Here is a 22,023-nt window from a genome sequence, read left to right on the forward strand (position 1 = left end):
TAAAACTTGTTCTCGGGCTGGCCGTCGAAGCGCGTGGGAAGCCAACAATTGAACGGCGCCGTGCCGGGCATGGCTGCGCCGTCCGGAGCCGGGCGAAACGCTACGGCGCGTCGACGAGGTCCTGCGCAGCGAGCGCGAGGAACATGAAATCGGGGCCGCCGTTGACCACGTATTCGTTTTCGCCCCAGAAGAACGGCCAGTCCTCTTTGTTTTCGGGGAAATCCGGTTTGATGATCAGCACGCCGGGAACCACGCCGCCGGCGATGAACGAGAAGTCCGCGCGGTTGCTGCCGTAGGCGACTTCCTTCGATTGCGTGCCGACGCCCGAGACGAGCGACAGCTCGGAGCCCGGATGCCGGCCGAGCAGGTAATGCAGACCGTCAAACACGGGCTGCGTGTCGACGATATCCGGAAACGCGCGGTGTAGAAGATACGCCGTGTTCGCGAAACGGAGCACCTGTGTGCTGCCCGCCCAACCGCCGGTGTGAATCGGCACGCCGTAGGGATTTGCCTTCGCCAGCGCCGCGGCTTCGTCGCGAAACGTGCGTGCGCTCGCGGCGAGTTGCGCACGAAACGTTTCGCCGAGAAGCGGCAGCGCCCGGACCGCGTGCGGGACGTTGGCCGGGAGGCGTTGCTGGACCACTGGCCAGAGTTCCTCGGCCCGCAGGCCGAACCGCGGCTCGCGAGTCGCAAGGAGGAGTTCGACCGCGGCGCGGAATTCCTCGTCCTCGAGGATGCCGCCGGTGGTGTTGCCGTGGCGGAAAAGATGCGGCGGCTGCGCGTGTTCCTCGTTCCAGACGCGCAGCGCGGTCGCGAGGCAGTCGTCAGCGAGCGCGTCGCGATAACCGCGCAATGTGCGGCTCGCGGCGGCGAGGGCGGCGATCGAGCCGTAGTTGAGCGCGGTGGATTTGCTCGTAAACGCCCAGCGATCGTCGGGGGTGCCACTGTGGGTGCCGTTGGACTGGCCGGACGCGAGTGAGGCGTCGTAAATCAGACCGTCGGTCTTGGACGCCGCGTCGCCGAGATGCGTGTATTGGCCGAGATCGGGTTCGACGATGCCGTTGATCGCGTGGCCAACGGCGCGGTGTTGCGCGAGCAGTTGCAGCGTGCCGTGCTCGATCTGCTGCAGGAGGTCCGGAATCCCGTCGGGCACGTGCAGATCGACGTAGCGGCGCGTTTGGTCGATCGTGGTCTCGTCGCGGCGGGGTTGGAAGCGTTCCCAAATGTGCGCGAGTTGCTGCACGACGTGATAATTGGTCTGCGTGCGAATGTCGAAATCGCCGGCGTCAAGCCAGCCGCCGATATTGAGCCCGGGGATGTGTTCGCCGGGCTGAAAACGCGTGTCGGTGGTGGGTCCCTGCGCGTAGAGATCGAAGTGCACGTGATTGACCGGCGCCTGGCGGGCGTCGTCGCGATGCGGATCGCCGTGCCAGACGCGATAACCTTCGTTGACGAACATGTGGTCCATCTGCACCGGCAGATAGACGTCGCTGCTCGCGTGCCAGATGTCCGCGTAGGCGTCGTCGGCGATCCGAAACGCGGCCGTGCGCGTGCCGGCGTAGTCGATGACATAGAGCCCCGGTTCGCGCACTTCGCTGAAATCGAAGGTCGCGTAATGATATCTCAGATACGGGCCCCACGGCTGGACGGGCGCGGCGAGCGCTTCAGTCGCCGGGCCGTCGGGCTGGAGGCGCAGGAGTTGTGCGGTGGCGGCGGGCGGGTCATTGGGATCGAGCTCGATGACGGCGAGCTTGGTCTGCGCGGGATGGTAGCCGACTTGCGAGCGGCCGATCACGGGCGGCCGGACCCAGTTTGGAATCGTGTTCGCAGATAAGGTCCATTCGACGACGCGTCCGGTCCGGTTCGCGGGCAACAGCGTGCGGGCGACGAACCAGCCGTTCTGGGCGAGATTGCGGCCGTCGTAGAGCGAGACGTCGCCGCTGGTGGAGGCGAGCCGGACGCGGCGTGCCGGATCCTCGGGCGCGAGGACGAGCGTGCGGCCGGTGGCGAGCGGACGCGGCTCGAGTTCGCCACGCGGCGAGCGCGTCATCGGACCGGTCGGATGCAGCGGGAAATTCCCGGTGCGTTCATCCATGAAGAACGTTTTCCGGAAATAGGCGGACGGCAGGAATTCGAGGTTGAAACCGGCGCGCCCGACGAGGGCAGCCGGCAGCGGTTGCGCGAGGTTCACGCTGAGCGCGAGTCCGTCACCGCGCGGCTCGGCGCGAATCGTGAAGTCGAAATCGAAATCGGGATAACGCAGGTGCGCTTCGATCGAGCCGTCGGTGTTGACGCGACGCGCGACGAGTTGGGGCGCGGCGTCCCACTGGCCGGGCGTGGGCGCGAGACGCACGTCGCCGTTGGTGGCGGTGCGCACGCCGTGGTGGATGAGCTCGATGCCGGCGATCTTGGCGTCGCTGAACAATCCATCGTAGGTGTTGCTGAAAACGAGGACGTTGAGGCCGCGCGTTTCGAAGTAGCCGCGGTCGTTGAGTCGGAGCGCGGCGGCGCGGGCGGAGAGGGTGAAGGAGAGTGCGAGAAGCGTGAGGCCGAGGTAAGGGGTCTGCGAAAGCAGGGCACGAAGTGGGGGGCGCATCGTGCGAAGAAAGACGAGGCCTCCGACGAAAAGTGATGGCGGAAGCCGAGAGAGATAGCTCTCTCAATAGAACAGGAGCCGAACCCGCCGGCCGGTCAGAACGAAGTCAACGCGGAGGTCGCGCGTTAGCGCAGCAGGGTCATTTGGGACGTGACGTCCTCTTGGTCTTTTTGGAACGCGGCCTGGTTAAGTTGCGCGGGGAGTTCCTGACGGTGGGACGTGGTGCCGGCGGCGAATTTCAATGCCAGCAGGGCATCGACCGAAATCGCACGGTGGTTCTCCTGCCGCAGATCGCCGCCGGCAATCGTGACCAAAGCGGCGGAGCGAACGTGGAGGCCTGCGATGGCGTCGTCGTAACCCGAGATGTCTCCAATCACGATGGGGCCGATAAACGACGTGTTGGGCGCCCAGAAACCGGTGGTATCGGCACGATCCCAGATGGCGGCGTTGCCGAGCCGCGCGCCGCCGAAGCGGCCGTTACGCGAATGAATCGCGAGCAGGCCGATGTCGGCGATGCCGTCGTAGGTGACGTCGGATTTGAAGAGTGTCGGGTCGAGTGCGGTGAGCGGGCCGAGGCTGAAGACGGAGATGTTGGTCGTTTCGTCGGCGTCGGAAATGAAGATCCGGGCGTGTCCTTTCACGTAAGCGATATCTTGATTGTATTTCAGGGGCTTGGCGGGGCTGCCTGGATTCTCGATCACTAGCGTGAGGGCGCCGTGGCCGGAGAACTCGACCTGTACAATATCATCGTTCAGATCTATATAGGAGATCCGCGCGATCCGATCCGGCCGGGCACGGAGCTGCGCCTGTCTCCCGGTGAGCAGATACTGGTCATAGATATTGCCGTTGGGATGCTGGATATCGGCGCGAACCAGCGTGAGATCGCCCGAGGGGAGATCGGGCGCTGCGGGGGCGATGACGACCGGCAAACGATGCGGAGGATCATCCCATGCGGCGAAGTAGATGGATGGTGCGAGATTGCCGGCGGGGATTTTCCAGGTAGTGCCATTCGACTGCGCGAGTTCGGCGTGGCCGAGGAACCAGCGGACGGTTTCCGGAATCCCGTCGACAACGGAGAGGCTTACCACGACATCTCCGGTTGCGGTGCGGGAAACCCGCGGGGACGACGCAAATGTTGACCGTGGGCGGAAGGCGGATACCGGAATCCGATACAGATTGAAATTGAAGGCTCCGAAAATGTAGTCGCCCAATGCTGCCAATCGCCACAGCTCGCCCGGAGCTTTAGGGCCCCGCCTCCACGACTCTCCATTATCCAACGAGTAGAAGGTGACACCACCGACTCCTCCGGCGACGACGAGGTTTCCCGCAGCGGTCACCGTACAGACAATATCATCGTAAGGTAACAGGCTCGCGCTCCAGTTAATGCCGTCTTTCGAGGTGCAAATTGCGACATTGGGTTCGATCGGCGTGCCTGGTGCTATAACGCGAACCGATCCGTAATAGTCTCCCCCGACGGCGATATAGCGGTCCGAATGCCAGATCACCGCATGCAGTTCCTTGGGCGTACCGCTGTCGCGAGGTTGCCAGGTGGCGCCGTCGAGGGAGTGGAGGATAGTGCCGTTGGCGCCGACGGCCACGAAGCCGTGGGGTCCATAAGTCAGCCCTCTCAATTGAGGTGCTGCGTTCAATGCGACATTCGTCCACAACGTGCCATCGTCGGAGTAGGCGATCGCGCCGTCGTGCGGCCAGTTTTTCGCGCCAGCGGCCACAAACCGTCCCGCTCCAAACGCAACGGCCGCGTAGGTGGTATCGCCTGCCCAGCGAACCGTGGTCCATGAGGCGCCGAAATTGACGGACCTCGAGATGTAGGATCCTACTGCGACCCAAGCGCCTTCTCCCGAGGCACAGCCCTGATTATTGGAGCCAGCCGACTTCATTGAGCTCCAGGATATGCCGTCGGTGGAAACCAGTGACGCATCAAGCGCAACCAAGCGGTCGTCCACGGCCGCTACACTGCTAATCCAGGTTCTTTCGCTGTCCGCGGTGGGGGTCCACGTCGTTCCATCGGCCGAGAAATAGAAATGTCCGAAATTGCCGACTCCAGTATACATTCCGTTTCCGTAACCAAGAATTGCGGCGTCCTCAGAAGCAAAATTCCTCTGTGTCCACGTGGTGCCGTCGGTGGAGATGAGGCGATCGCCGTCTACAGTCGTGATATTGAACTGGCCATTCAAGAAGCACACCCTCGGAAGACCGCGAACCGACTGCAGCTGTGCGAGCTGCCAATGCACTCCGTCTCTCGACGTCGCGAGGGTTGCGGTGGCGCTGGTTGACCGGGAAGGAAATTTGTCGCCTGCGGCGGCGAGGAACGTGCCGTTCCCGAATGCGATCGAGGCAAACTCCACCGGTGCATCGATATATTGGTGCCTCCAATTTTTCCCATCTGGAGAGGTCCAGATACTGCCTTGTCGGGAAAGGGCGACAAACATGTCGTTGCCGTAAGTTGCAGCCACCACGCCTTCGTTTTGCACGAACCCGGGAAGGGGATTGACCTCCCAGACCGAACCGTCTGTGGACGTGAGGGCTCGTCCATAAAGATCAAGGGCTAGAAAGCGACCGTTCCCATAGGTCAAGCTCTGGATAATAGCGTAGAGCGACTCGCTCGTCTCGACTTTGCTCCACCCGACGCCGTCGTAAGAAATATAGAAAGGTGTTCGGCCGGTGCCCCGGTCATAGCTTCCAGCCACGATGAAGCGGTCATTTGCGAAAACCGTGGCGTATAAGCTCTCGTTCGTTCCGAGATAGCGAGGGGTCCAGAGGATGCCGTCCCGCGAAGTTTGAACGGCACCATCGTACCCGACCGCGACAAAAGCTCCATTGCCGTAGCTCACGTCTGTCGGGTTGAGGCCAGTGGTCGAGGGGAAGAGGGTGGTCCATTCGGTGCTCTGATAACTTTGAGACAATACGGTGACCCGTGCGTCCCGGCTTCGGGTCGTGCCGGCGGAGTTTGTCACCTCAACGTGGTAAACGCCCGCATCCTCGGGGGCCCCAAGGAGGCGCAAGGCTGCGGCGGTTCTTCCGAGTAGCCTCTGATTATTTCTGAACCATTGAAAGCGGGGCGCGGGGCGGCCAGTCACGATTACGCGGAGCCAACCGGATTCGCCGGTCGCGAGGGCCATATTCTCGGGCTCCGTTTTCACGATCGGAATGGCGCGCTCTCCGTCCTCGCGAAGATCATAGAGCGGACTGCTCGCGCGGCCGACCCGGTTGATGAGGTCAAAGCGGTAGGTTCCGAAATCGCGCTCGGAGTTGAATCGCAGATCGAAGGGGTAATGATCAATAAAGCTCGGCTGTGCGTGTCGCGTATCGACGAGTTGCCCGTTGCGGAATATTTCACAGCGAAACGGGGGCGTCCCGGAAATCCTGGGCACAATCGAGAGCTTGCTGCCGAGTTCAGGAATCGCGTTCAGGGTCGGCGTCTCGACGAAACGCGGCGGGACTCCATCACCATACAGAAATTGTGCGCCATCGATGTCGTCCGCAGTCAGGGCATAAAGGTCGCCCGTCGTTGAGTTCATGATCGCCGGGGCCGCAGCGGGATCGTCCTGATCCGGGTGATCGAGCCCGACGACGTGGCCGAACTCGTGGAGGGCGATGCGGCGGAAATCCAGCAGATGTTTGCCGTTCGAGGTTTGAAGCGGCCCCCGATAACTATCCCAAAGAAACGCGGTGTTAAAAATCACGTCGGCTTCCACATTGCGCTGCGGATTGCCCTTCGGGATTATCAAGGTGACCGCGCCTACGTCAGGACCGAGGATCTGTCCATAAGCGGTCGCGGCGAAGTAGGCTTCGCTGATGCCATTGTCCATTCCGCCTTCCGTTTCCTCCGACGGCACGCCCTGAAGCTTGAGCACCGTCATGTGGCGGTTCCATTCGGCGAGGGCAGCCTGCGCCGATTCGTTCCAGGTGGAGTTGTCCTGGAGCGTTTTGGAGGGGCCAAACCTCAGCGAAATCGTGACCTCGCCAGGATTCCAATACGCGGCAAAGTTCCGCTTCGGCATCAGGACAAAGGCGCGCGTGACCATGCTGGCCGCGCAGAGCGCAAGCAGCGCTCCAAACAGTTTAGCGGGTCGCATGTTTCATCTCCGCTTTGATTTTTTCACGGAAGAGGGCGCTCGTCATGCCGCCAGTCGTTCGTGTCTGGCGGGTATCCGGCAGCGGCCGGCTGACGTCGGCGGTGGAGTGCAGGGGAGCGCCGTTGGCGCGCGTCACGAAATCGACGCCGGTCACCGCGTCGTGGATTTCCCAATACAAACCGTGGGTGATGCCCACGAGCGGGAAGAACTGCGTGCCGTTGTTCTGCACGAAAAAGAAGCCCCGGTCGCCGACGACGAACTCCGGCACGCCCACGACCCGCAACGCGTTTTCACCCACCTGCCCGCCGAGGCAGCGAAGTACTACGGTCGCGGTGGGTGGGCCTTTCAATGTTTCCGTCACGGCGAGCGTCACGTAGGTGAAGGGGACCGGGCGGCCCTCGACCGGCTCCAGCTTCATTTCGAGGTTGCTGACTTCCGCGATGAGAATGGCCTCGGCCGCGCGGGTGAGTTCTTCGAAGGACGGAGGCCGCACGGTGAGCGCCGGCGCGGAGAGGGCACAGCAGAGTGCCAGGAGACAGAGGGAGGAGCGCAGCATGATGAGAGTAAGCTGCACCTGACTATGCAGAATGCTTGCCTTAATCGAGCCAAAGCATGGCGACAGACCGCGTTCCGCTTTTCCCGTAGGCGCCGCTGCGGACCTCCTGTGACGATCCGCTGCTATCTCCGCCGCCCACTGGACCTGGCGCCCATTGTTTTGCGACCCGGACAGCCGGTCGTCACGAACGCTAAAGCAGCGCGGCCAGCTGGCGCCGGAGGAAAGCGGCGAAGGCGGCGACTTCGCGCTCGCCGGCGGCCTGGCCGGGGAGAGGGTTCGGTTCGGCCGCTTCGATCGACGCGAGGGTGGCCGGGTCGACGGTCCCCAGTTCCACGACGAGCACCTTTTCGATCTCGTCAATCCGCTGCCGCCGATCCGGCTCGCGCAGGCCTTCCTCCGCAAAGCGGGTTCGGAGGTTCGACAGCCGGGAAATCAAGGTCCGGGCAAGATAGTTGGCGCGATCGGGCATGCGGAAACGTCCACGGGGCTTCGCGCGATTTCAAGCCGCACCTGAGCTGGAACGTCGGCCGCTATATCAAACCTGGCTCCGTTTCGGTTTTAATACTATAGCAGCCTTCTGCGGAACAAGGTGCAGCCCGACGTCCCCGCCGGGCTGGTCGCCTCGGCCTGCGGAGGTGTGGGCGTTGGCGATCCGGACGATCACCGCGACCAACGTGTCGGTTTCTTGCGGCCGCTTTGGGGTTTTATATAGTGTGCCAAATGACGGCGGGGGCGGGGGCACGCGTTCGCTCCTGCTTCTGCGCATCCTTGCCACTGGATTGTATTAATCGCTCCGGGGTCTGCCGCGGGACGGGGTGGAGCGCGTTAGAAGCGCGGTTGCTAGCGGCGATCAATGCCCCGGGCCACTCTGGTTTCCGTCGGTCCACGCCCGTTACATCTGCGCAACACCCGGTGCGCGCGGGGGGAGGAAGCTTGACGGAAAAAGCGGCGAGTTTCTTGCTACGACCGCACACGGCGGCGCGGTTTTGTCATCAGGTGATGGCCTGGCTGACGCATTCGCCAACACTTAGCACATATGCATACACTACGTATTGCGAGACTGCTGTTCGCGGCAGCAGCTCTGCTGACTTTTGCGATTTCGACCGCGCAGGCGCAGGTCGTCTCCTCCGGCATGCGGGGCACGCTCCTGGATACCAGCGGATCGCCGGTGGCGGGCGCGACGGTGGCGGCGGTGCACACACCGACCAACACCCGTTTCACCGCGGTGACCGGCGCCAACGGGCGCTTCTCGTTGCGGGGCATGCCGGTCGGCGGCCCCTACACGGTTTCGGCCAGCGCGGAGGGCTACGCCTTCGATTCGCTGGCCGACGTGCAAACGACGCTCGGTCAGGACATCGATGTGGAACTCATTGGAAAGTCCGAGGTGGTGGTGCTGGAGAAGTTTGTCGCCACGGCCTCGCTCAGCGATCTCGACGCCAATGCCAGCGGCTCGTCGTCGGTGTTGAGCACCCGCAGCATCGAACTGCAGCCGAGCACGCAACGTTCGTTTGCCGACATGATGAAGACCAACCCCTTCATCTCCCTGCGCGCGTCCGGTCAGGCCACGGCGCTCGGCATGAACAACCGCTTCAACAGCATCATGCTCGACGGCGCGCGGTTGAACGACCAGTTCGGCCTCAGCACTGGCGGTCCCGGACTCCTCTCGCTGCGCAATCCCTTTTCGCTGGATGCCGTCGAGCAGTTCAGTATGTCGCTCACGCCTTACGACGCCGCCCAGAGCGGTTTCGCCGGGGCGTCGATCAACGTTGTGAGCAAGAGCGGCACCAACGAGTTTCACGGCTCGCTCTACGCGATCTACACGTCCGACGAATGGCAGGGGAAGGACGTCGCCGGTTCGACCGCGGGCCGCCGTCCGACCTCGTTTCTCGAGCGCACGCAGGGCATGACGCTCGGCGGTCCGATCATCCGTGACCGCCTGTTCTTCTTTGCGAGCTACGAGCGTTTCATCAATCCTTCCGGCGGCCCCGCCAGCGCCGGCTTCAATCCGTCCAACGATTTCCTCTCCTGGGTCGATGGCCAGATCAAGGCCTTGCCCGGTTCGCCCGACCTCGGCTCGTGGGGTAGCGCCGGCACGAACGTGGAGTCGGATATCAAGCGCCTCCTGAAGTTCGACTGGAATATCAACGCCGACCACCGCCTCACCGTGCGCTACAGCGACACCCGCGGTTCGCGTCCGAGCTTCGGCAGCTTCAATCCCGGCACCGGCTTCAGCTCCGCGGTCACCGTGCCCGGCGCCTCCAACACCGGCTACACCAACGGCATCACCAGCCTCTCGTCGTCTTATTACAGCCTCTCCGTGGTCGAGGAGGTCTGGGCCGCGCAGTTGTTCAGCAACTGGACGAACGATCTGCGCACGCAGTTCAGCTTCTCCAAGAACGACTCGCAGTCGCTGCGCGCGACGCCCGCCATCTTCCCCGAGATCCGCATTCTGAACGTGCCCGGCACCTCCAGCACCTCGGCGCAGACGCCTGTCTCCACCAACGACGCGTTCACCTTCGGCACCGAGGTCAGCAGCATGGGCAACGGCGTTATCATCAACGGCATCAGCTACAGCGGCAACGCCGAGTATGTCTGGCGTGACTTCACCTTCAAGGTCGGCTTCGACCGCGAGGAGACCGATTTCGACAATCTCTTCCGCAACGGTTCCTACGGCGTCTTCGCCTACAATTACAGTCCGACGCTCAACCTCGCGAACGACAAACCAATCGGTTTCGTCCGCAACGTCGCCCAGGAAGGTTTCCCGGGCACCGATGTCAGCCGGCTTGAGCAGACCGGTTATTTCACGCAGGTGCGCTGGGAGCCGTCGCAGCGTCTGAACGTCACCCTGGGCCTTCGCTACGACGTCCTCGGCAGCCCGATCGAACCGCCCTACAACCCGGCGTTCAGCTCCGCCTTCAATTCGATCTATCCCGGTATCCGGAATAATGGGACGATCGACGGCACGAGCCGGGTCGCACCGCGCCTGAGCTTCAACTACAGCCTCGACCAGGATCGCAAGACGCAGCTCCGCGGCGGCGTCGGGGTGTTCCTCGGCCGCAATCCGTGGGTGTGGATCTCGAATTCCTACGGCAATGCCGGCTTCGGCCGCTTCGTCGTCTCCGCCCCCAGCGCCAACGCCCCGACCCTCAGCCAATACCTCCAGGGCTCGTTCGCGAACGGCGACGCCGCGTTCAAGTTCGACCCGGAAAATCCCCGCGGCACGACGTCCACGTCACCCACCTCCGCGAGCTCCGTCACGATCAACATGATCGATCCGGGCCTGCAGCTGCCGACCAATCTGCGCGGCAATCTCGCGGTGGACCGCAAACTGCCCGGCCTCGATGCGACGTTCTCCGTCGAATACATCCACAACGAGGTCATGCACGCGATGTTCTACGACAACTTGAACCTCAAGGTGTTGAACGGCGATGCGCAGAACCGCCCGACCGCCACCAGCTACGGCGCCGACGGCCGCCTGCGTTTTGCGGGCTCCGCCAGCAGCGCTCCGCTCGTGCCGGGCTACGGCAATGTCCTGCGCCTGCGCAACGTCCGCGCTGGTTCGTCCGACTACGTCGCCTTCGTGCTCGATCGCCCGTTCAAGAACGGCTGGGCCTACAACCTCGCCTACACCCGCGGCCGCGCGACCGAGGCGCAACCGCAGGGCAGCTCCACCGCGTCGTCGGGCTGGGCCTTCAACACGCTCTTCAACCAGGGCGTCGTCGAGGTCACCCGCTCCGACTTCGAGATCCGCGATCGCGTGCAGGGGACGTTCAGCAAGGAGTTCAAGTATTTTGGCCGGCTGCGCACGATCGTTTCGCTCTACTATGAGGGCCGCAGCGGTCAGCCGTTCAGCTACGTTTACTCCGGCGACCTCAATCGCGACGGCAACAACGCCAACGATGTCGTCGCCGTGCCGTCCGATCCGAACGACGGTCGCTTCGACTTCAGCGGCATGAACCCGACGGTGCGCGATGCGTATTTCCGCTTCATCAAGGAAAGCGGTCTCGGCGCCTATGCCGGCGGCTATGCGCCGCGCAACGCGTTCACCACACCCTGGCAGAACCGCCTCGACCTGCACGTCTCGCAGGAAGTCCGCGTCTGGGGCCCGGTCTCGATGGAGGTCTTCGCCGACTTCATCAACTTCGGCTCCTGGGTGAGCAAGGACCTCTTCAACTACATCGAGACGATCAACGCCAGCGGCACCAACAGCAACCAGATCCGCGTGCTCGGCAACGCCAGCTACGGCGCCGATGGCCGTATCATTCCCACGGCTACGCTCGATCCCGCGGGCAACATCTCGTTGCCGTCGACCTCGCAGATCCAGCCAAACAACGGCGACAGCCGTTGGCGCGTGCAGGCCGGCGTGCGGCTCCGGTTCTGATCGATCCGCAGAACGTAACTTCAGTTCTCTCATCAACGGCCGCGGTTTCCGCGGCCGTTTTTTTTTGGCGCACCTAGCGGCGTGCGCTCGCGAACCAACCCGCCGAGGACGTCGGGTTCCACCGCCAGAGCGCGATTCCGGTTGTAATCGCGTCGCCGATCGGCGGCTTTCCCTCGGCAGGCCGCAGACGATTTTTCGGCAAGCCAAAAAATGCGGGAAATTTACCGATAGCCGCCCACAAACCTGTTGACGCGATTTTTTCCGAAACCAATAGGTTGTGGTCGTTGCGGGGCGACACCACCACCGGTTGTGGTCAGCAACCCGTGCATAAGTAGGAATAACTTTTGTTCGCTCAGCCCTCGCTTGCGTCAAAAACACCCGCTTTTCCCGTCCATCCGCTAAACCCTCCGTCACGTCTTCCCATGCACAAAACCTTCCAAGTCGGCGCCAAAACTTTCGTGCTCGATCAAGCCAAAGCAGAAGCTGCGTTTGCCGCCAAGAAGGTGATCAACGGTCGCGAGACGATGACGTTCAATCTCCTCCCGCTGAAATACCAGTGGGCCTACGATCTCTACCGAAAGATGAAGGCCAACCACTGGGAGCCGGAGGACATCCCGATGGGCAAGGACATCGAGCAGTGGCGCGACGAGAAGGCCGTGTCCGACGTCGAGCGCTGGATCATCCGCATGGGCATCGGCTATTTCTCCGCCGCGGAAGGCATCGTCGGTGACAACATCCAGCATGTCGTCCGCGAGCTCGTCACCGCCCCCGAGCTGAAGCTCGTCCTCGGCCGCCACGCCCACGAGGAAAACATCCACGCCGATTCGCTGCTCTACATGATCGCCTCCCTCGGCATCAACCCGCACGAGTGCGAGGCGATGTTCGAGGACGTGCCGACGATCGTCCGCAAGAACGAGTTCGTCACCCGCGTATCCAAATCTCTCCGACGCGACCTCGACCTCACGCTGCCGGAGAACAAGCAGCTCCTCGCGAAAAACATCTTCGTCTTCGGCCAGTGCATGGAGGGCACGCAGTTCTACGGCCTGTTCGGGATGATCCTCTCGCTTTACCGGCAGAACAAGTTTCCCGGCATCGGCCAGATGTTCCGCTACACGCTGCGCGACGAGTCGAACCACATCGAGGTGTTCCGCAATCTGTTCATGGATCTCATCGAGGAGAACCGCGAAATCTGGACGCCCGAATTCAAGGAGGAGCTCCGCGGCCTCATGCGCGAGGCGATCACCCTCGAAAAGGAGTTCATCAAGGACTGCCTGCCCGTGAACGCCGTCGGCCTCGCGGCCGACGAATTCCTGAGCTACATCGACTTCATCGCGGACCGCCGCCTCGAGGGCTGCGGCCTCGCCGCGCTCGCGAACGGCGTGAAGAACCCGCTGCCGTGGCTCGCCGAGATGATGGACATCAAGAAGGAGCAGAACTTCTTCGAGGGTCGCGTCACCGAATACCAGAAGGCCTCCTCGCTGAACGTCGCCCACGACGACGAGCTGTAATCGGAAATCCGGGTCGGGACGCCTCTCCGAGGCGTCCGCACCGCTCCCGCCGATTTTTCATTTTCCCCTATCAGATCCGTCCGCAGTTCCACTCCGCGTTCTTAGCCCCCGTCTCGATTTAGTTTCGTTCGTTCGTCGTTCCCTTTTCCGCGCTGCGCAGCGCCGTCTGCCGCAGGCGTTTTGTCTTCCCGTCCCAACCGTCCCTCCGCCCGTCTCCGCCCGCCGCCATGAGCAATCCTTCCCTCGCGCACGACCTCGCCCTCAAACGCACCGTCCACGCCCCCGTTGAACAGAAACCCCATTACGCCTGGCGTGACTTGCTCACGGCCGAGGCGATCCCGCTGCCGCCGCTCACCCTGATCTGCCCGCACGGCGAGGAGCGTTTCGTGCTCGCCGAAGTCGCCGACACCCTCGGCAAGGCCCTCACCAACGTGTGCCTCGCGCGCGGCGACAAGGATATCTTCAACGACGAGAACCGCGCCTGGATCGTGCGCATCTGCCGCGAACTCGCCGCCAATCTCACCGCGATGGCGAAGGTCTCCTCGCCGCTGAAGCTCACCCTCGACGGCCTCTACGAGCTCATCGAAAAAACGCTCGTCGACAACAACGCCTACTTCGTCGCGAAGAGCCTCCTGCTCAATCGCGCGCGCAAGATTTCCGGCAACCGTGACGCCGCCGCCGTCTCGTCGCTGCGCGTCATCCGTCGCAACAACCAGGTCGTCCCGTGGAGTGATCAGAAGGTCGAGATTGCCGTCCGCAAAACCTTCCTCTCGCTCCAGCGCGACTCCGCGCCCGCGGTCGCCATCACGCGCGCCGTGACCGAACGCGTGCACGCCTCGAAACAATCCTTCGTCCACATCGAGGAAATCCAGGACATGGTGCAGGAGGAGTTGATGAAGGCCGGCCATTTCAAGGTCGCCGAAGCCTACATCCTGTTCCGCGCCCAGCGCGCCATCGCGCGCGACAACGGCACGATGGACGGTCTCGCCGGCCTCGACACCGACACCGCCGTCCTCAGCCAGCCGCCCGCCGATATCGCCGGCCAGGCGTCGATGATCGTCGTGAAGAAGGCCGACGGTTCCAACGTGTTCTGGGACGGCGCCGATCTCCGCAAGCGCATCGAGTTCGCGCGCATCGGGCTCGATCTCTGCCTCTCCAACGACGAAATCGAGATCGAGCTCCGCCGCTCCGTCTACGATCAGATTTCCCAGAAGGACCTCGACGCCACCATCGTCCTCAACTCGAAGACGCTGATCGAGAAGGACGCCGATTTCGCGAAGTTCGCGGGACGTATTCAGCTCACTTATATCTACGAGGAAGTGCTCGGCTGGGACATCATGCGCGACGGCATCGGCGCGTTGAAGGCCGCGCACCAGCGCGCGTTCAAGAAATACCTCGAGCACGGCGTCGCCATCAAACGCCTCAACCCGCGCCTCCTTGATTACGATCTCACGCGCCTCGCCGGCGTCCTCGATCCGTCGTCCGACCTCGAGTTCGACTTCCTCGGCATCCAGACGCTTTACGATCGCTACCTGATCATCGACAAAACCCGCAGCCCCGCGCGCCGCATCGAGACGCCGCAGTTCTTCTGGATGCGCGTGTCGATGGGCCTGTTCCTCGATGAGAAGGGCGACCGCGAGGAAAAGGTCACCTCGCTCTACGATCTGTACAAGTCCCGCCGTTTCTGCAGCAGCACGCCGACGCTCTTCAATTCCGGCACGCTCCACTCGCAGCTCTCGTCCTGCTATCTCTACTACGTCGACGATTCGATCGAGGGCATCATGCTCCGCGGCATCGCCGAAAACGCGTTCCTCTCGAAATGGGCCGGCGGCCTCGGCGGTTCGTGGACGGCGGTCCGCGGCACCGGCGCCTACATCGGCGGCACCAACGGCGAGTCGCAGGGCGTCATCCCGTTCCTGAAGCTGCACAACGACCAGCTCGTCGCCGTCAACCAGGGCGGCAAGCGCAAGGGCTCCGGCTGCGCGTATCTGGAATCCTGGCACAACGACATCTTCGAGTTCCTCGAGCTGCGCAAAAACACCGGCGACGACCGCCGCCGCACGCACGACATGAACACGGCGAACTGGATTCCCGACCTGTTCATGAAGCGCATGGAAGCCCGCCAGCACTGGACGCTCTTCCGCGCCAACCAGGTCGCCGACCTCCACGAGCTCTACGGCAAGAAGTTCGAGGAAGCGTATCTCCGCTATGAAAAGATGGCGGAGGAGGGGAAGATTTTCGGCCAGAAGATCGAGGCGCTCGAGCTCTGGAAGAAGATGCTCTCGATGCTTTTCGAGACGGGCCACCCGTGGATCACGTTCAAGGACGCCTGCAATCTCCGCTCCCCGCAGGACCACGTCGGCGTCATCCACTCGTCGAATCTCTGCACCGAGATCACGCTCAACACGTCCAACGACGAAACCGCGGTCTGCAATCTCGGCTCCGTCATCCTCGAGACGCACCTCAAGCCCGACGGCTCGATCGATCACGAGAAACTCCGCGAGACGATCCGCACGGCGGTCCGCGCGCTCGACAACGTCATCGACATCAATTTCTACCCGACGAAGGCCGCCGAGACGTCCAACCGCCGCCACCGTCCGATCGGCATGGGCATGATGGGCCTCGCGCACGCGCTCTACCTGCGCGGGCACGCCTTCGCGTCGCCGGAAGCGGTCGAGTTCAACGACGAGGCGATGGAAGCGATCGCCTTCTACGCCTACGAAGCGTCCTCCGATCTCGCGGCTGAGCGCGGCACCTACTCGAGCTATAAAGGCTCGAAGTGGGACCGCGGCCTCCTCCCGCAGGATACGCTGGAAATCCTCGAGCAGGAACGCGGCGTGGAAGTCGAAGTTCCGCGCGGCGGCAAGATGGATTGGGCGCCGCTCCGCGCGAAGATCGCGAAGCAGGGCATGCGCAACAGCAACGTCCTCGCGATCGCGCCCACCGCGACGATTTCGAATATAACGGCGACGAGTCCCTGTATAGAGCCGACGTATAAGAACCTGTTCGTGAAATCGAATCTGTCGGGCGAGTTCATTGTCTTGAACCCCTTCCTCGTGCGCGATCTCAAGGCGCGCGGCCTGTGGGACCAGGACATGATCGACAACCTGAAGTATTTCGACGGCGAGCTGAAGGACATCGAACGCATCCCGGCGGACCTGAAAGCGCGTTACCTGACCGCCTTCGACATCGACGCCAAGTGGATCATCGACGCCGCCGCGCGTCGCCAGAAGTGGATCGACCAAAGCCAATCCGTAAACCTGTGGATCAAAACTCCGGACCTAAAAACCCTGAGCCACATGTATCGCCAAGCCTGGCACGTCGGCTTGAAAACCACGTATTACCTCCGCTCCCTCGGTGCTTCGAACATCGAGAAAGCGACGGTCTCGATCAAAAAAGAAGTCCGCGGCCACGCCGGCGCCGAGTCAGCCCCTACCGCTGCCACGACGCCCAAGAAAGAATATACGCAGGAGCAGAAACTCGCCTGCAGCATCGAAGCGATGCGCAACGGCGGTGAGTGTGAAGCTTGCCAATAAGCCTCGTTCTTAAGCCCCGACAAAAGTCGGGGCTTTTCATTACCTGATGAAAGCACCACGATGCGTGATCATCGCCGGCCCCAACGGCGCGGGAAAGACCACGTTCGCGACCGAGTTCCTGGTGCAGGAACGTCGAATCCCGCATTTCGTGAACGCGGATTTGATAGCGGCCGGACTGTCGCCTTTTGCGCCGATGCTCGCGCAATCCACTGCCGCACGTGTTTATTTGCGGGAAATTGATCGGCTTGCAGCAGCGCGCGAGGATTTCGCCTTCGAGACGACGCTGAGCGGTCGGACGTATGCCTCGCGACTGAGAAGGTGGAAGGAGCAAGGCTATCGAATAGAGATCGTATTTCTGTGGCTGCCTTCTCCCGAACTTGCCAAAGCGCGTGTCGCTTCGCGGGTTCGCCAGGGAGGACACGATGTTCCGCCCGCGGACATTGTGCGTCGCTACCAGCGAGGTTGGCGGAATTTCGAGACGGTTTACGCGCCGCTTGCGGATGCGTGGAGCGTGTTCGACAATTCCACTCTGCCCGGCAAATTGCTGAAACATTTCCCATGAGCCGCTCTGCATCCGACAACTCTCTTGCCGTCACCGCCGCCCGCGCGCTGCGCCGCGCGGCGAAAGTCGCTGCACAACGCGCGCATGAAACGCACGTGCCTTTGGTCGTGTGGAAGGACGGAAAAGTTGCGCACGTCCGCCCCTCAGTTCGCGCACGGCTTAGATTGAAAACACCCCGTGCCGCATAATCCTGCCTGCCTCGTCGAAGCCATCGAATGGAGGGAAGTGGCCGCCCTGCCAGTGATCGGCTCTTCAACCTAAACTTCCGACTTCAACACGGCGCAGCCGTCCGAACGGCGGGGAGTGTGAAGCTTGCCAATAAGGTAGCGGCGTTCGTCCCGACCGCCAGGTGGAGCCCGCTCTCCGAGCGGGCTTGCTTTTCAAGCCGCGCTAAACCCCGCGGCTTTTTCGTGGCCCGATCGGACCTGCCACTTTACACTTTGAGCTTCAACCACGGCACAGCCGTCGATCGTAGCCATCATCGACTATCACTGAAATGAAAACGAATCGTCCCGTTCTGGCTGATAACACCCCCGGCGAGATCCTGCTCGAGGAATGGATGAAGCCGCACGAACTCACCGGCCAGCAGCTTAAGCAGCCGAAGGGGTCATGGGTTGACTATTGACAGAGCCGTAGCTCGAAGCGCCACGGATCCCGGCGATCAGCTGGCCTTCGACACGTTTCGGAATCGCTGGCATGTGATACAGTGAGTTGAGCGGAGGATGCCTTCACCGAACACGAGAGCAGCCGAACCGATCACGCTCGCGATGCTGGCAGGCCAATCCGGAGCGCGGGCGGAAAACGAAAGCGGGGTTGAGCAGGGCGGGCTCACGAAAGCTGGAGGAGCGCAAACGCTGATTTGCGTCTGCGAAAACCAGCCAAAACTTTGCGCCTCTCTTGTTCAGCACCCCGCACCTTTGGCTTTCGGATTTAAGCGCGAAGACGCCAAGCAGGCGAAGATTCGCGAAGGAAAACAGAGGACCCTTGGACCTTGGCTTGGCCTTCATCACCGGAGCGAAGCGACAAGCGCCGGGCGGCGTGCGGTCGGTTCGGTCGGCTCGGCTTTGCGGATCGATCTTCGCGATCTTCGCGCCTTCGCGCCTAGTCCGACGCCGAACTCAGATTCAGCGCAAAGACGCCAAGCTGGCGAAGTTTCGCGAAGGCAACGATCACCGTCCGGTGCGTTTCTCTGCCACCGCATTTGAGCCCGGTTGCCGGGCTACGTCAGAAAAGGGAAGGGCGGCTGTCTTTTGGTCCGAACCTTCGGGAAGCCTTCTTGAACGGTTCGGAGAACCTTCGGTCAGACTCCGACAACGCCTTCGTTTGAGCCCCGCCGCACCGTAAGGTGTTGATCGCTGAAAACACTACATTGCCGTCGAACGCCGCCCATAGCGACGGGGGCATTCCCGATCGTAATGCTGACGCAATGGGGGGGCGGGTGGATGGAATTAAGAGCTATTGCCAGGCAATACCTGCAAGCCGGTAAAGTCGCTGCAGCCCCGCGCCCGCTCGCCGCCGCCTGTCACGGCACCTCGGAGCGGATGCTGTCAAAAGTTCAGACATGACCCCTTCCGACCCACCCTGATAACCATTGACGGCTCGAACGCCAGGAGAGTTGGCCCCACGGGCTACTCGGCCATTCTAGCCAATGTATGCAGCCAAAGCCGGATTTCGTTTGCGCCATCGCGCTCACCGATTTCCTCCGCGCTCATCCTCGGTGCGATTTCATCGCATAGCATCGCCTTCACTCGGGCTTTCTTCTCACCAAGTTGGCTTCCGAGTAGATTTGTGTAGTCATCGACATCATTGATCACAACGGCTACCCCTTTCACCCGCATAAGCGCGGCTGGATGGATATAGCTTTCGATGTATCGCTTCTGCGTTTGAAGCGCCGTCGAAGCATCGCCCCGAGCGCGAACTTCCGCGATTTGGCCCGCGTAGGTGCCCGTTCCGTCGTGGTCGTATAAATGAAACTCAGGCTTCCTGCAGTTCCGGAATATATGCTGGTTCACAACATCCCTCAGATTGGCGCCTCGCATCGGAACGAACACATATCGAGGATCTTTGCTCAGGTCCGGCAGCGCAGCGTCTGTTTGATGAAGGGTATGACTTACGTGCTTCAGGAAGCGCACGTCGTTTACGCCTTCAACGCAAACGAGCACGCGCACCTGATTGTCTGGCAGCATCCCAAGCCGATCTGCGATTTCCTCGAACAAGTTTTCGGGACCGCCGTCGTTCATTGAGCGAACGATCCTGCGGGAATCATCGTCCTTGTCTATAAAGCGGATGTTGGCGAGTGGAACCTCGCCTGCAAGGCCCGGAGCATGGGTCGTGACGAGAACTTGTCCCCCCTTCGCTGAAATCTCGAGAAGCGACTGCATTAGCATCTTCTGGTGGTTCGGATGCTGCGCCGTTTCCGGCTCCTCGATCGCATAAAGCACCGGCCGAGTCCCTTCTACTGTAGCCCTTCGCTCTGCCTCTGCTCGGAAAAAGTTCAGCAGCACAAGCCTCCTCACTCCGGAACCGCGCTTGTCAAGAGGCACCCCGTCATTGCTGCTCAAGGTGTATTTGAAGAGATCCCTCCATTTCGGCTTCTCACGCAGCGAGGCTGACAGCGCCGAAGCCAATTCGGCATTCATTTCGTGTAATTTTGCGAGAGTCCGATCCGCGACACCCTGGACATGTTTCGCAACATGCGAAGCAAGGACATCCAGATCTGCTTGCACCTCTGCCAACGCGGTCTCGACTGCGATTCCCAAGGGCGTTTGCGCTTCCTTGTCCTTATCGCTGCTGGCGCGATCCGAGATAAACAGAGCGCAGAGTGGAAGCTTTTTTAGCAGCTGATTCCACAATGTTTCCGAATCGTTTTTGCCGACCGAGACTTGGGCTACTTTGAACTCAAACCCAGTGCCACGGTTCACCAAGGCCCGCCGCACCTTTGCTTTGACCGGCGCTTCACCTGGTTCGAGTTCCACGCCGTTGTTGGCCGCCAGTTTCTTCAACTCGGGCAGTGTCAGCGGGAGCAGCGATCTGCCTGCTGAGTCAACCGGATGAGTTGGCGCGTCGATATAGATGGATGGCGGCCCGACCTTCGACTTCGTGCAATCGTATAGCTTGGTGATGCGAAGCCGCCCATTTGCCAGGAGGAGGTATTCGTCAGCGAGGGATGTCTCGAATTGGTCATCGAGAACCACCTTCTCGGGCAGCTCTTCGAACTCACAGGTGATCCTGACCGCTTCTCTACCTCCATGAATGCAGCCGTCGTCGGGCTCCATCTTTATGCCATCGCCTTCGAGAAAGATCGCAAGGGCTGCGAGAATGGACGATTTGCCGATATCATTCCGCCCGATTAGGGCCGTAAAATCATCGACCTCGATTTCAATGGCTGGCGAGAATCCTCTAAAATTCTCTATTTCTATGCGACGCAGTTTCATGCTAAAAATATATCACCGATCTCCGGTATAGGCGGCACCGAGGCTGCGCAGGAGATTGTCCGTTCGAGGAATCAGGCGATCTTCGACACGCTTCGGAATCGGATGCAGCCGAAGGGATCATGGGTTGACTATTGACAGACACCCAATTCGCCGCGCCACAGCTCCGGCAATCAGCCATTCTTCGACACGATTCGGAATCGGTGGCATGTGAAATTCCTCTTATTTGATGGACTCAATCTTTTCCTGAGCGCCAACCACCAAGGCACGAAGCTGAGCGAGTTGTTCCAGACTCAAGTATGCCGTCGCACGGCCGATGCGGCCCGAGCTGACTGCAATAGCTAACTTGCCTCGAGAGTCATTAAATACCGTGACGGAGAAATCTCCACGCGTGGAGTATGTCGCCTCGAAATTGTGCAGTTTGGTTACGTCGGGCTTAATCTTTGCGATGTAGTCAATCCCTGTGATGAGAGACGGAATCTCGGCGAGATCGATGAAAGAGCTATCATCGCGCTCGAGCCTGCCGGCCTCCGTGATCTTTATGACCATTCCATAGCTCTTTTCGCCCGTCTGCGCGTTCGTGAACTCACGACAATCCACGTCCACAGTTCCCATTCCCTTCACATCTCCGATCTTGCTATAACCTTTGATGATGACTGCTCCAGTTTGAGCTGCGAATGTTTGTAAACGTCCGAACAGGTGCCTCGTAGGCGGTTGAGGCGGGATGCGGTAGTCTCGGTGGATGGGAACGATCTCGACGGAGTTGGTGGAAGATGGGGAGAAGCGCGACAATCGTGGGCGGCGTCGAGTGACGGCGGAGCGTCGAGCAGAGTTGATGGCAGCGTATGAGAGCAGTGGAATGACGATGGCGGCGTTCGCGCGAAGCGAAGGGATCAACTACACGACGTTGGCGCACTGGGTGATGAGGGCGCGTCAGACTGCGCCCGCGACAGCGCCGATCCGATTTGCCGAAGTGAAGCTGCGGATGCCTGAGACCGGAACGCGGGGTGATGCGATGGACGATCGGTTGGAAGTGCGATTGCCGGACGGCACGACGGTGCGGGGCCGTGTCGCGGCGGAGGTGGCGGCGTTGGTGCGAGGGTTGCGGGGCTGAAGCGATGCTGGCGTTTCCTGCGGCGATCCGGATCTACGTGGCGGTGCAGCCGGTGGACATGAGGAAGTCGTTCAACGGGCTGTGGGCGGCGGCGAGCGAGCAGTTGCACGAGGATCCGAAGAGCGGCGCGGTGTTCGCGTTCATCAATCGCGAGCGCACACGGTTGAAGCTTTTGTATTGGGACGGCACGGGCGTGTGGGTCTTGGCCAAGCGGCTCGAAGAAGGCCGGTTCTCCTGGCCGG

General features: G+C 61.6%; 13 protein-coding genes. 7 read left to right on the forward strand and 6 right to left on the reverse strand.

Features of this window, described 5'->3' with window-relative positions:
• Positions 1-100 precede the first annotated feature (100 nt).
• The 4 genes from AC6RV7_RS20085 to AC6RV7_RS20100 form a co-directional block, all read right to left on the reverse strand.
• Positions 101-2,596, reverse strand: a complete 2,496-nt coding sequence (locus AC6RV7_RS20085; RefSeq protein ID WP_500095987.1) for a glycoside hydrolase family 9 protein — start codon at positions 2,594-2,596, stop codon at positions 101-103.
• 125 nt (positions 2,597-2,721) lie between these two features.
• Positions 2,722-6,642 (reverse strand): matrixin family metalloprotease, encoded by a 3,921-nt coding sequence (locus AC6RV7_RS20090; protein ID WP_500095988.1) that lies wholly within the window; start codon positions 6,640-6,642, stop codon positions 2,722-2,724.
• A gap of 37 nt (positions 6,643-6,679) precedes the next feature.
• Positions 6,680-7,249, reverse strand: coding sequence for a hypothetical protein (locus AC6RV7_RS20095; protein WP_500095989.1), 570 nt, complete (start codon positions 7,247-7,249; stop codon positions 6,680-6,682).
• Positions 7,250-7,439: 190 nt separating this feature from the next.
• Complete coding sequence (locus AC6RV7_RS20100; RefSeq protein ID WP_500095990.1) at positions 7,440-7,718, reverse strand: hypothetical protein; 279 nt, start codon at positions 7,716-7,718, stop codon at positions 7,440-7,442.
• A 567-nt stretch (positions 7,719-8,285) separates the two neighbouring features.
• On the opposite strand from AC6RV7_RS20100, the gene AC6RV7_RS20105 reads away from it, so the two are divergent.
• The 5 genes from AC6RV7_RS20105 to AC6RV7_RS20125 all read left to right on the forward strand — a co-directional run bounded on the left by AC6RV7_RS20105 (position 8,286) and on the right by AC6RV7_RS20125 (position 17,861).
• Positions 8,286-11,630, forward strand: coding sequence for a TonB-dependent receptor (locus tag AC6RV7_RS20105; RefSeq protein ID WP_500095991.1), 3,345 nt, complete (start codon positions 8,286-8,288; stop codon positions 11,628-11,630).
• A gap of 422 nt (positions 11,631-12,052) precedes the next feature.
• The gene (locus AC6RV7_RS20110) at positions 12,053-13,138 is read left to right on the forward strand and encodes a ribonucleotide-diphosphate reductase subunit beta (protein WP_500095992.1); all 1,086 of its coding nucleotides are present in this window, start codon (positions 12,053-12,055) and stop codon (positions 13,136-13,138) included.
• A 227-nt stretch (positions 13,139-13,365) separates the two neighbouring features.
• Positions 13,366-16,674 carry a ribonucleoside-diphosphate reductase subunit alpha gene (locus tag AC6RV7_RS20115; RefSeq protein WP_500095993.1) on the forward strand — a complete coding sequence of 1,103 codons (3,309 nt, stop codon included), beginning with the start codon at positions 13,366-13,368 and terminating at the stop codon, positions 16,672-16,674.
• A gap of 46 nt (positions 16,675-16,720) precedes the next feature.
• Complete coding sequence (locus AC6RV7_RS20120; protein ID WP_500095994.1) at positions 16,721-17,236, forward strand: ATPase; 516 nt, start codon at positions 16,721-16,723, stop codon at positions 17,234-17,236.
• A 496-nt stretch (positions 17,237-17,732) separates the two neighbouring features.
• On the forward strand, positions 17,733-17,861 hold the full coding sequence (locus AC6RV7_RS20125; protein WP_500095995.1) for a hypothetical protein: 129 nt from the start codon (positions 17,733-17,735) through the stop codon (positions 17,859-17,861).
• Positions 17,862-18,864: 1,003 nt separating this feature from the next.
• Here the strand turns inward: AC6RV7_RS20125 and AC6RV7_RS20130 are convergent.
• Both AC6RV7_RS20130 and AC6RV7_RS20135 read right to left on the reverse strand, forming a co-directional pair.
• Positions 18,865-20,670 (reverse strand): ATP-binding protein, encoded by a 1,806-nt coding sequence (locus AC6RV7_RS20130; RefSeq protein WP_500095996.1) that lies wholly within the window; start codon positions 20,668-20,670, stop codon positions 18,865-18,867.
• A gap of 219 nt (positions 20,671-20,889) precedes the next feature.
• The gene (locus AC6RV7_RS20135; RefSeq protein ID WP_500095997.1) at positions 20,890-21,459 is read right to left on the reverse strand and encodes a hypothetical protein; all 570 of its coding nucleotides are present in this window, start codon (positions 21,457-21,459) and stop codon (positions 20,890-20,892) included.
• A 43-nt stretch (positions 21,460-21,502) separates the two neighbouring features.
• Between AC6RV7_RS20135 and tnpA the strand changes: the two genes are divergently transcribed.
• Complete coding sequence (tnpA, locus tag AC6RV7_RS20140; protein ID WP_500095998.1) at positions 21,503-21,781, forward strand: IS66 family insertion sequence element accessory protein TnpA; 279 nt, start codon at positions 21,503-21,505, stop codon at positions 21,779-21,781.
• Between the two features lie 4 nt (positions 21,782-21,785).
• Positions 21,786-22,023 (forward strand): IS66 family insertion sequence element accessory protein TnpB (tnpB, locus tag AC6RV7_RS20145; RefSeq protein WP_500095999.1); only part of this gene is annotated, 238 nt, incomplete at its 3' end.

It is taken from the genome of Opitutus sp. sgz309028, assembly GCF_059821195.1.

Excerpts from the sequence above, each read along its gene's own strand:
- tnpA (WP_500095998.1), top strand. The coding sequence starts at position 21,503 with ATGGCAGCGTATGAGAGCAGTGGAATGACGATGGCGGCGTTCGCGCGA.
- AC6RV7_RS20115 (WP_500095993.1), top strand. The coding sequence starts at position 13,366 with ATGAGCAATCCTTCCCTCGCGCACGACCTCGCCCTCAAACGCACCGTC.
- AC6RV7_RS20085 (WP_500095987.1), bottom strand. The coding sequence starts at position 2,596 with ATGCGCCCCCCACTTCGTGCCCTGCTTTCGCAGACCCCTTACCTCGGC.
- AC6RV7_RS20090 (WP_500095988.1), bottom strand. The coding sequence starts at position 6,642 with ATGGTCACGCGCGCCTTTGTCCTGATGCCGAAGCGGAACTTTGCCGCG.
- AC6RV7_RS20105 (WP_500095991.1), top strand. The coding sequence starts at position 8,286 with ATGCATACACTACGTATTGCGAGACTGCTGTTCGCGGCAGCAGCTCTG.
- AC6RV7_RS20120 (WP_500095994.1), top strand. The coding sequence starts at position 16,721 with ATGAAAGCACCACGATGCGTGATCATCGCCGGCCCCAACGGCGCGGGA.
- AC6RV7_RS20130 (WP_500095996.1), bottom strand. The coding sequence starts at position 20,670 with ATGAAACTGCGTCGCATAGAAATAGAGAATTTTAGAGGATTCTCGCCA.
- AC6RV7_RS20100 (WP_500095990.1), bottom strand. The coding sequence starts at position 7,718 with ATGCCCGATCGCGCCAACTATCTTGCCCGGACCTTGATTTCCCGGCTG.
- AC6RV7_RS20110 (WP_500095992.1), top strand. The coding sequence starts at position 12,053 with ATGCACAAAACCTTCCAAGTCGGCGCCAAAACTTTCGTGCTCGATCAA.
- AC6RV7_RS20125 (WP_500095995.1), top strand. The coding sequence starts at position 17,733 with ATGAAAACGAATCGTCCCGTTCTGGCTGATAACACCCCCGGCGAGATC.
- AC6RV7_RS20095 (WP_500095989.1), bottom strand. The coding sequence starts at position 7,249 with ATGCTGCGCTCCTCCCTCTGTCTCCTGGCACTCTGCTGTGCCCTCTCC.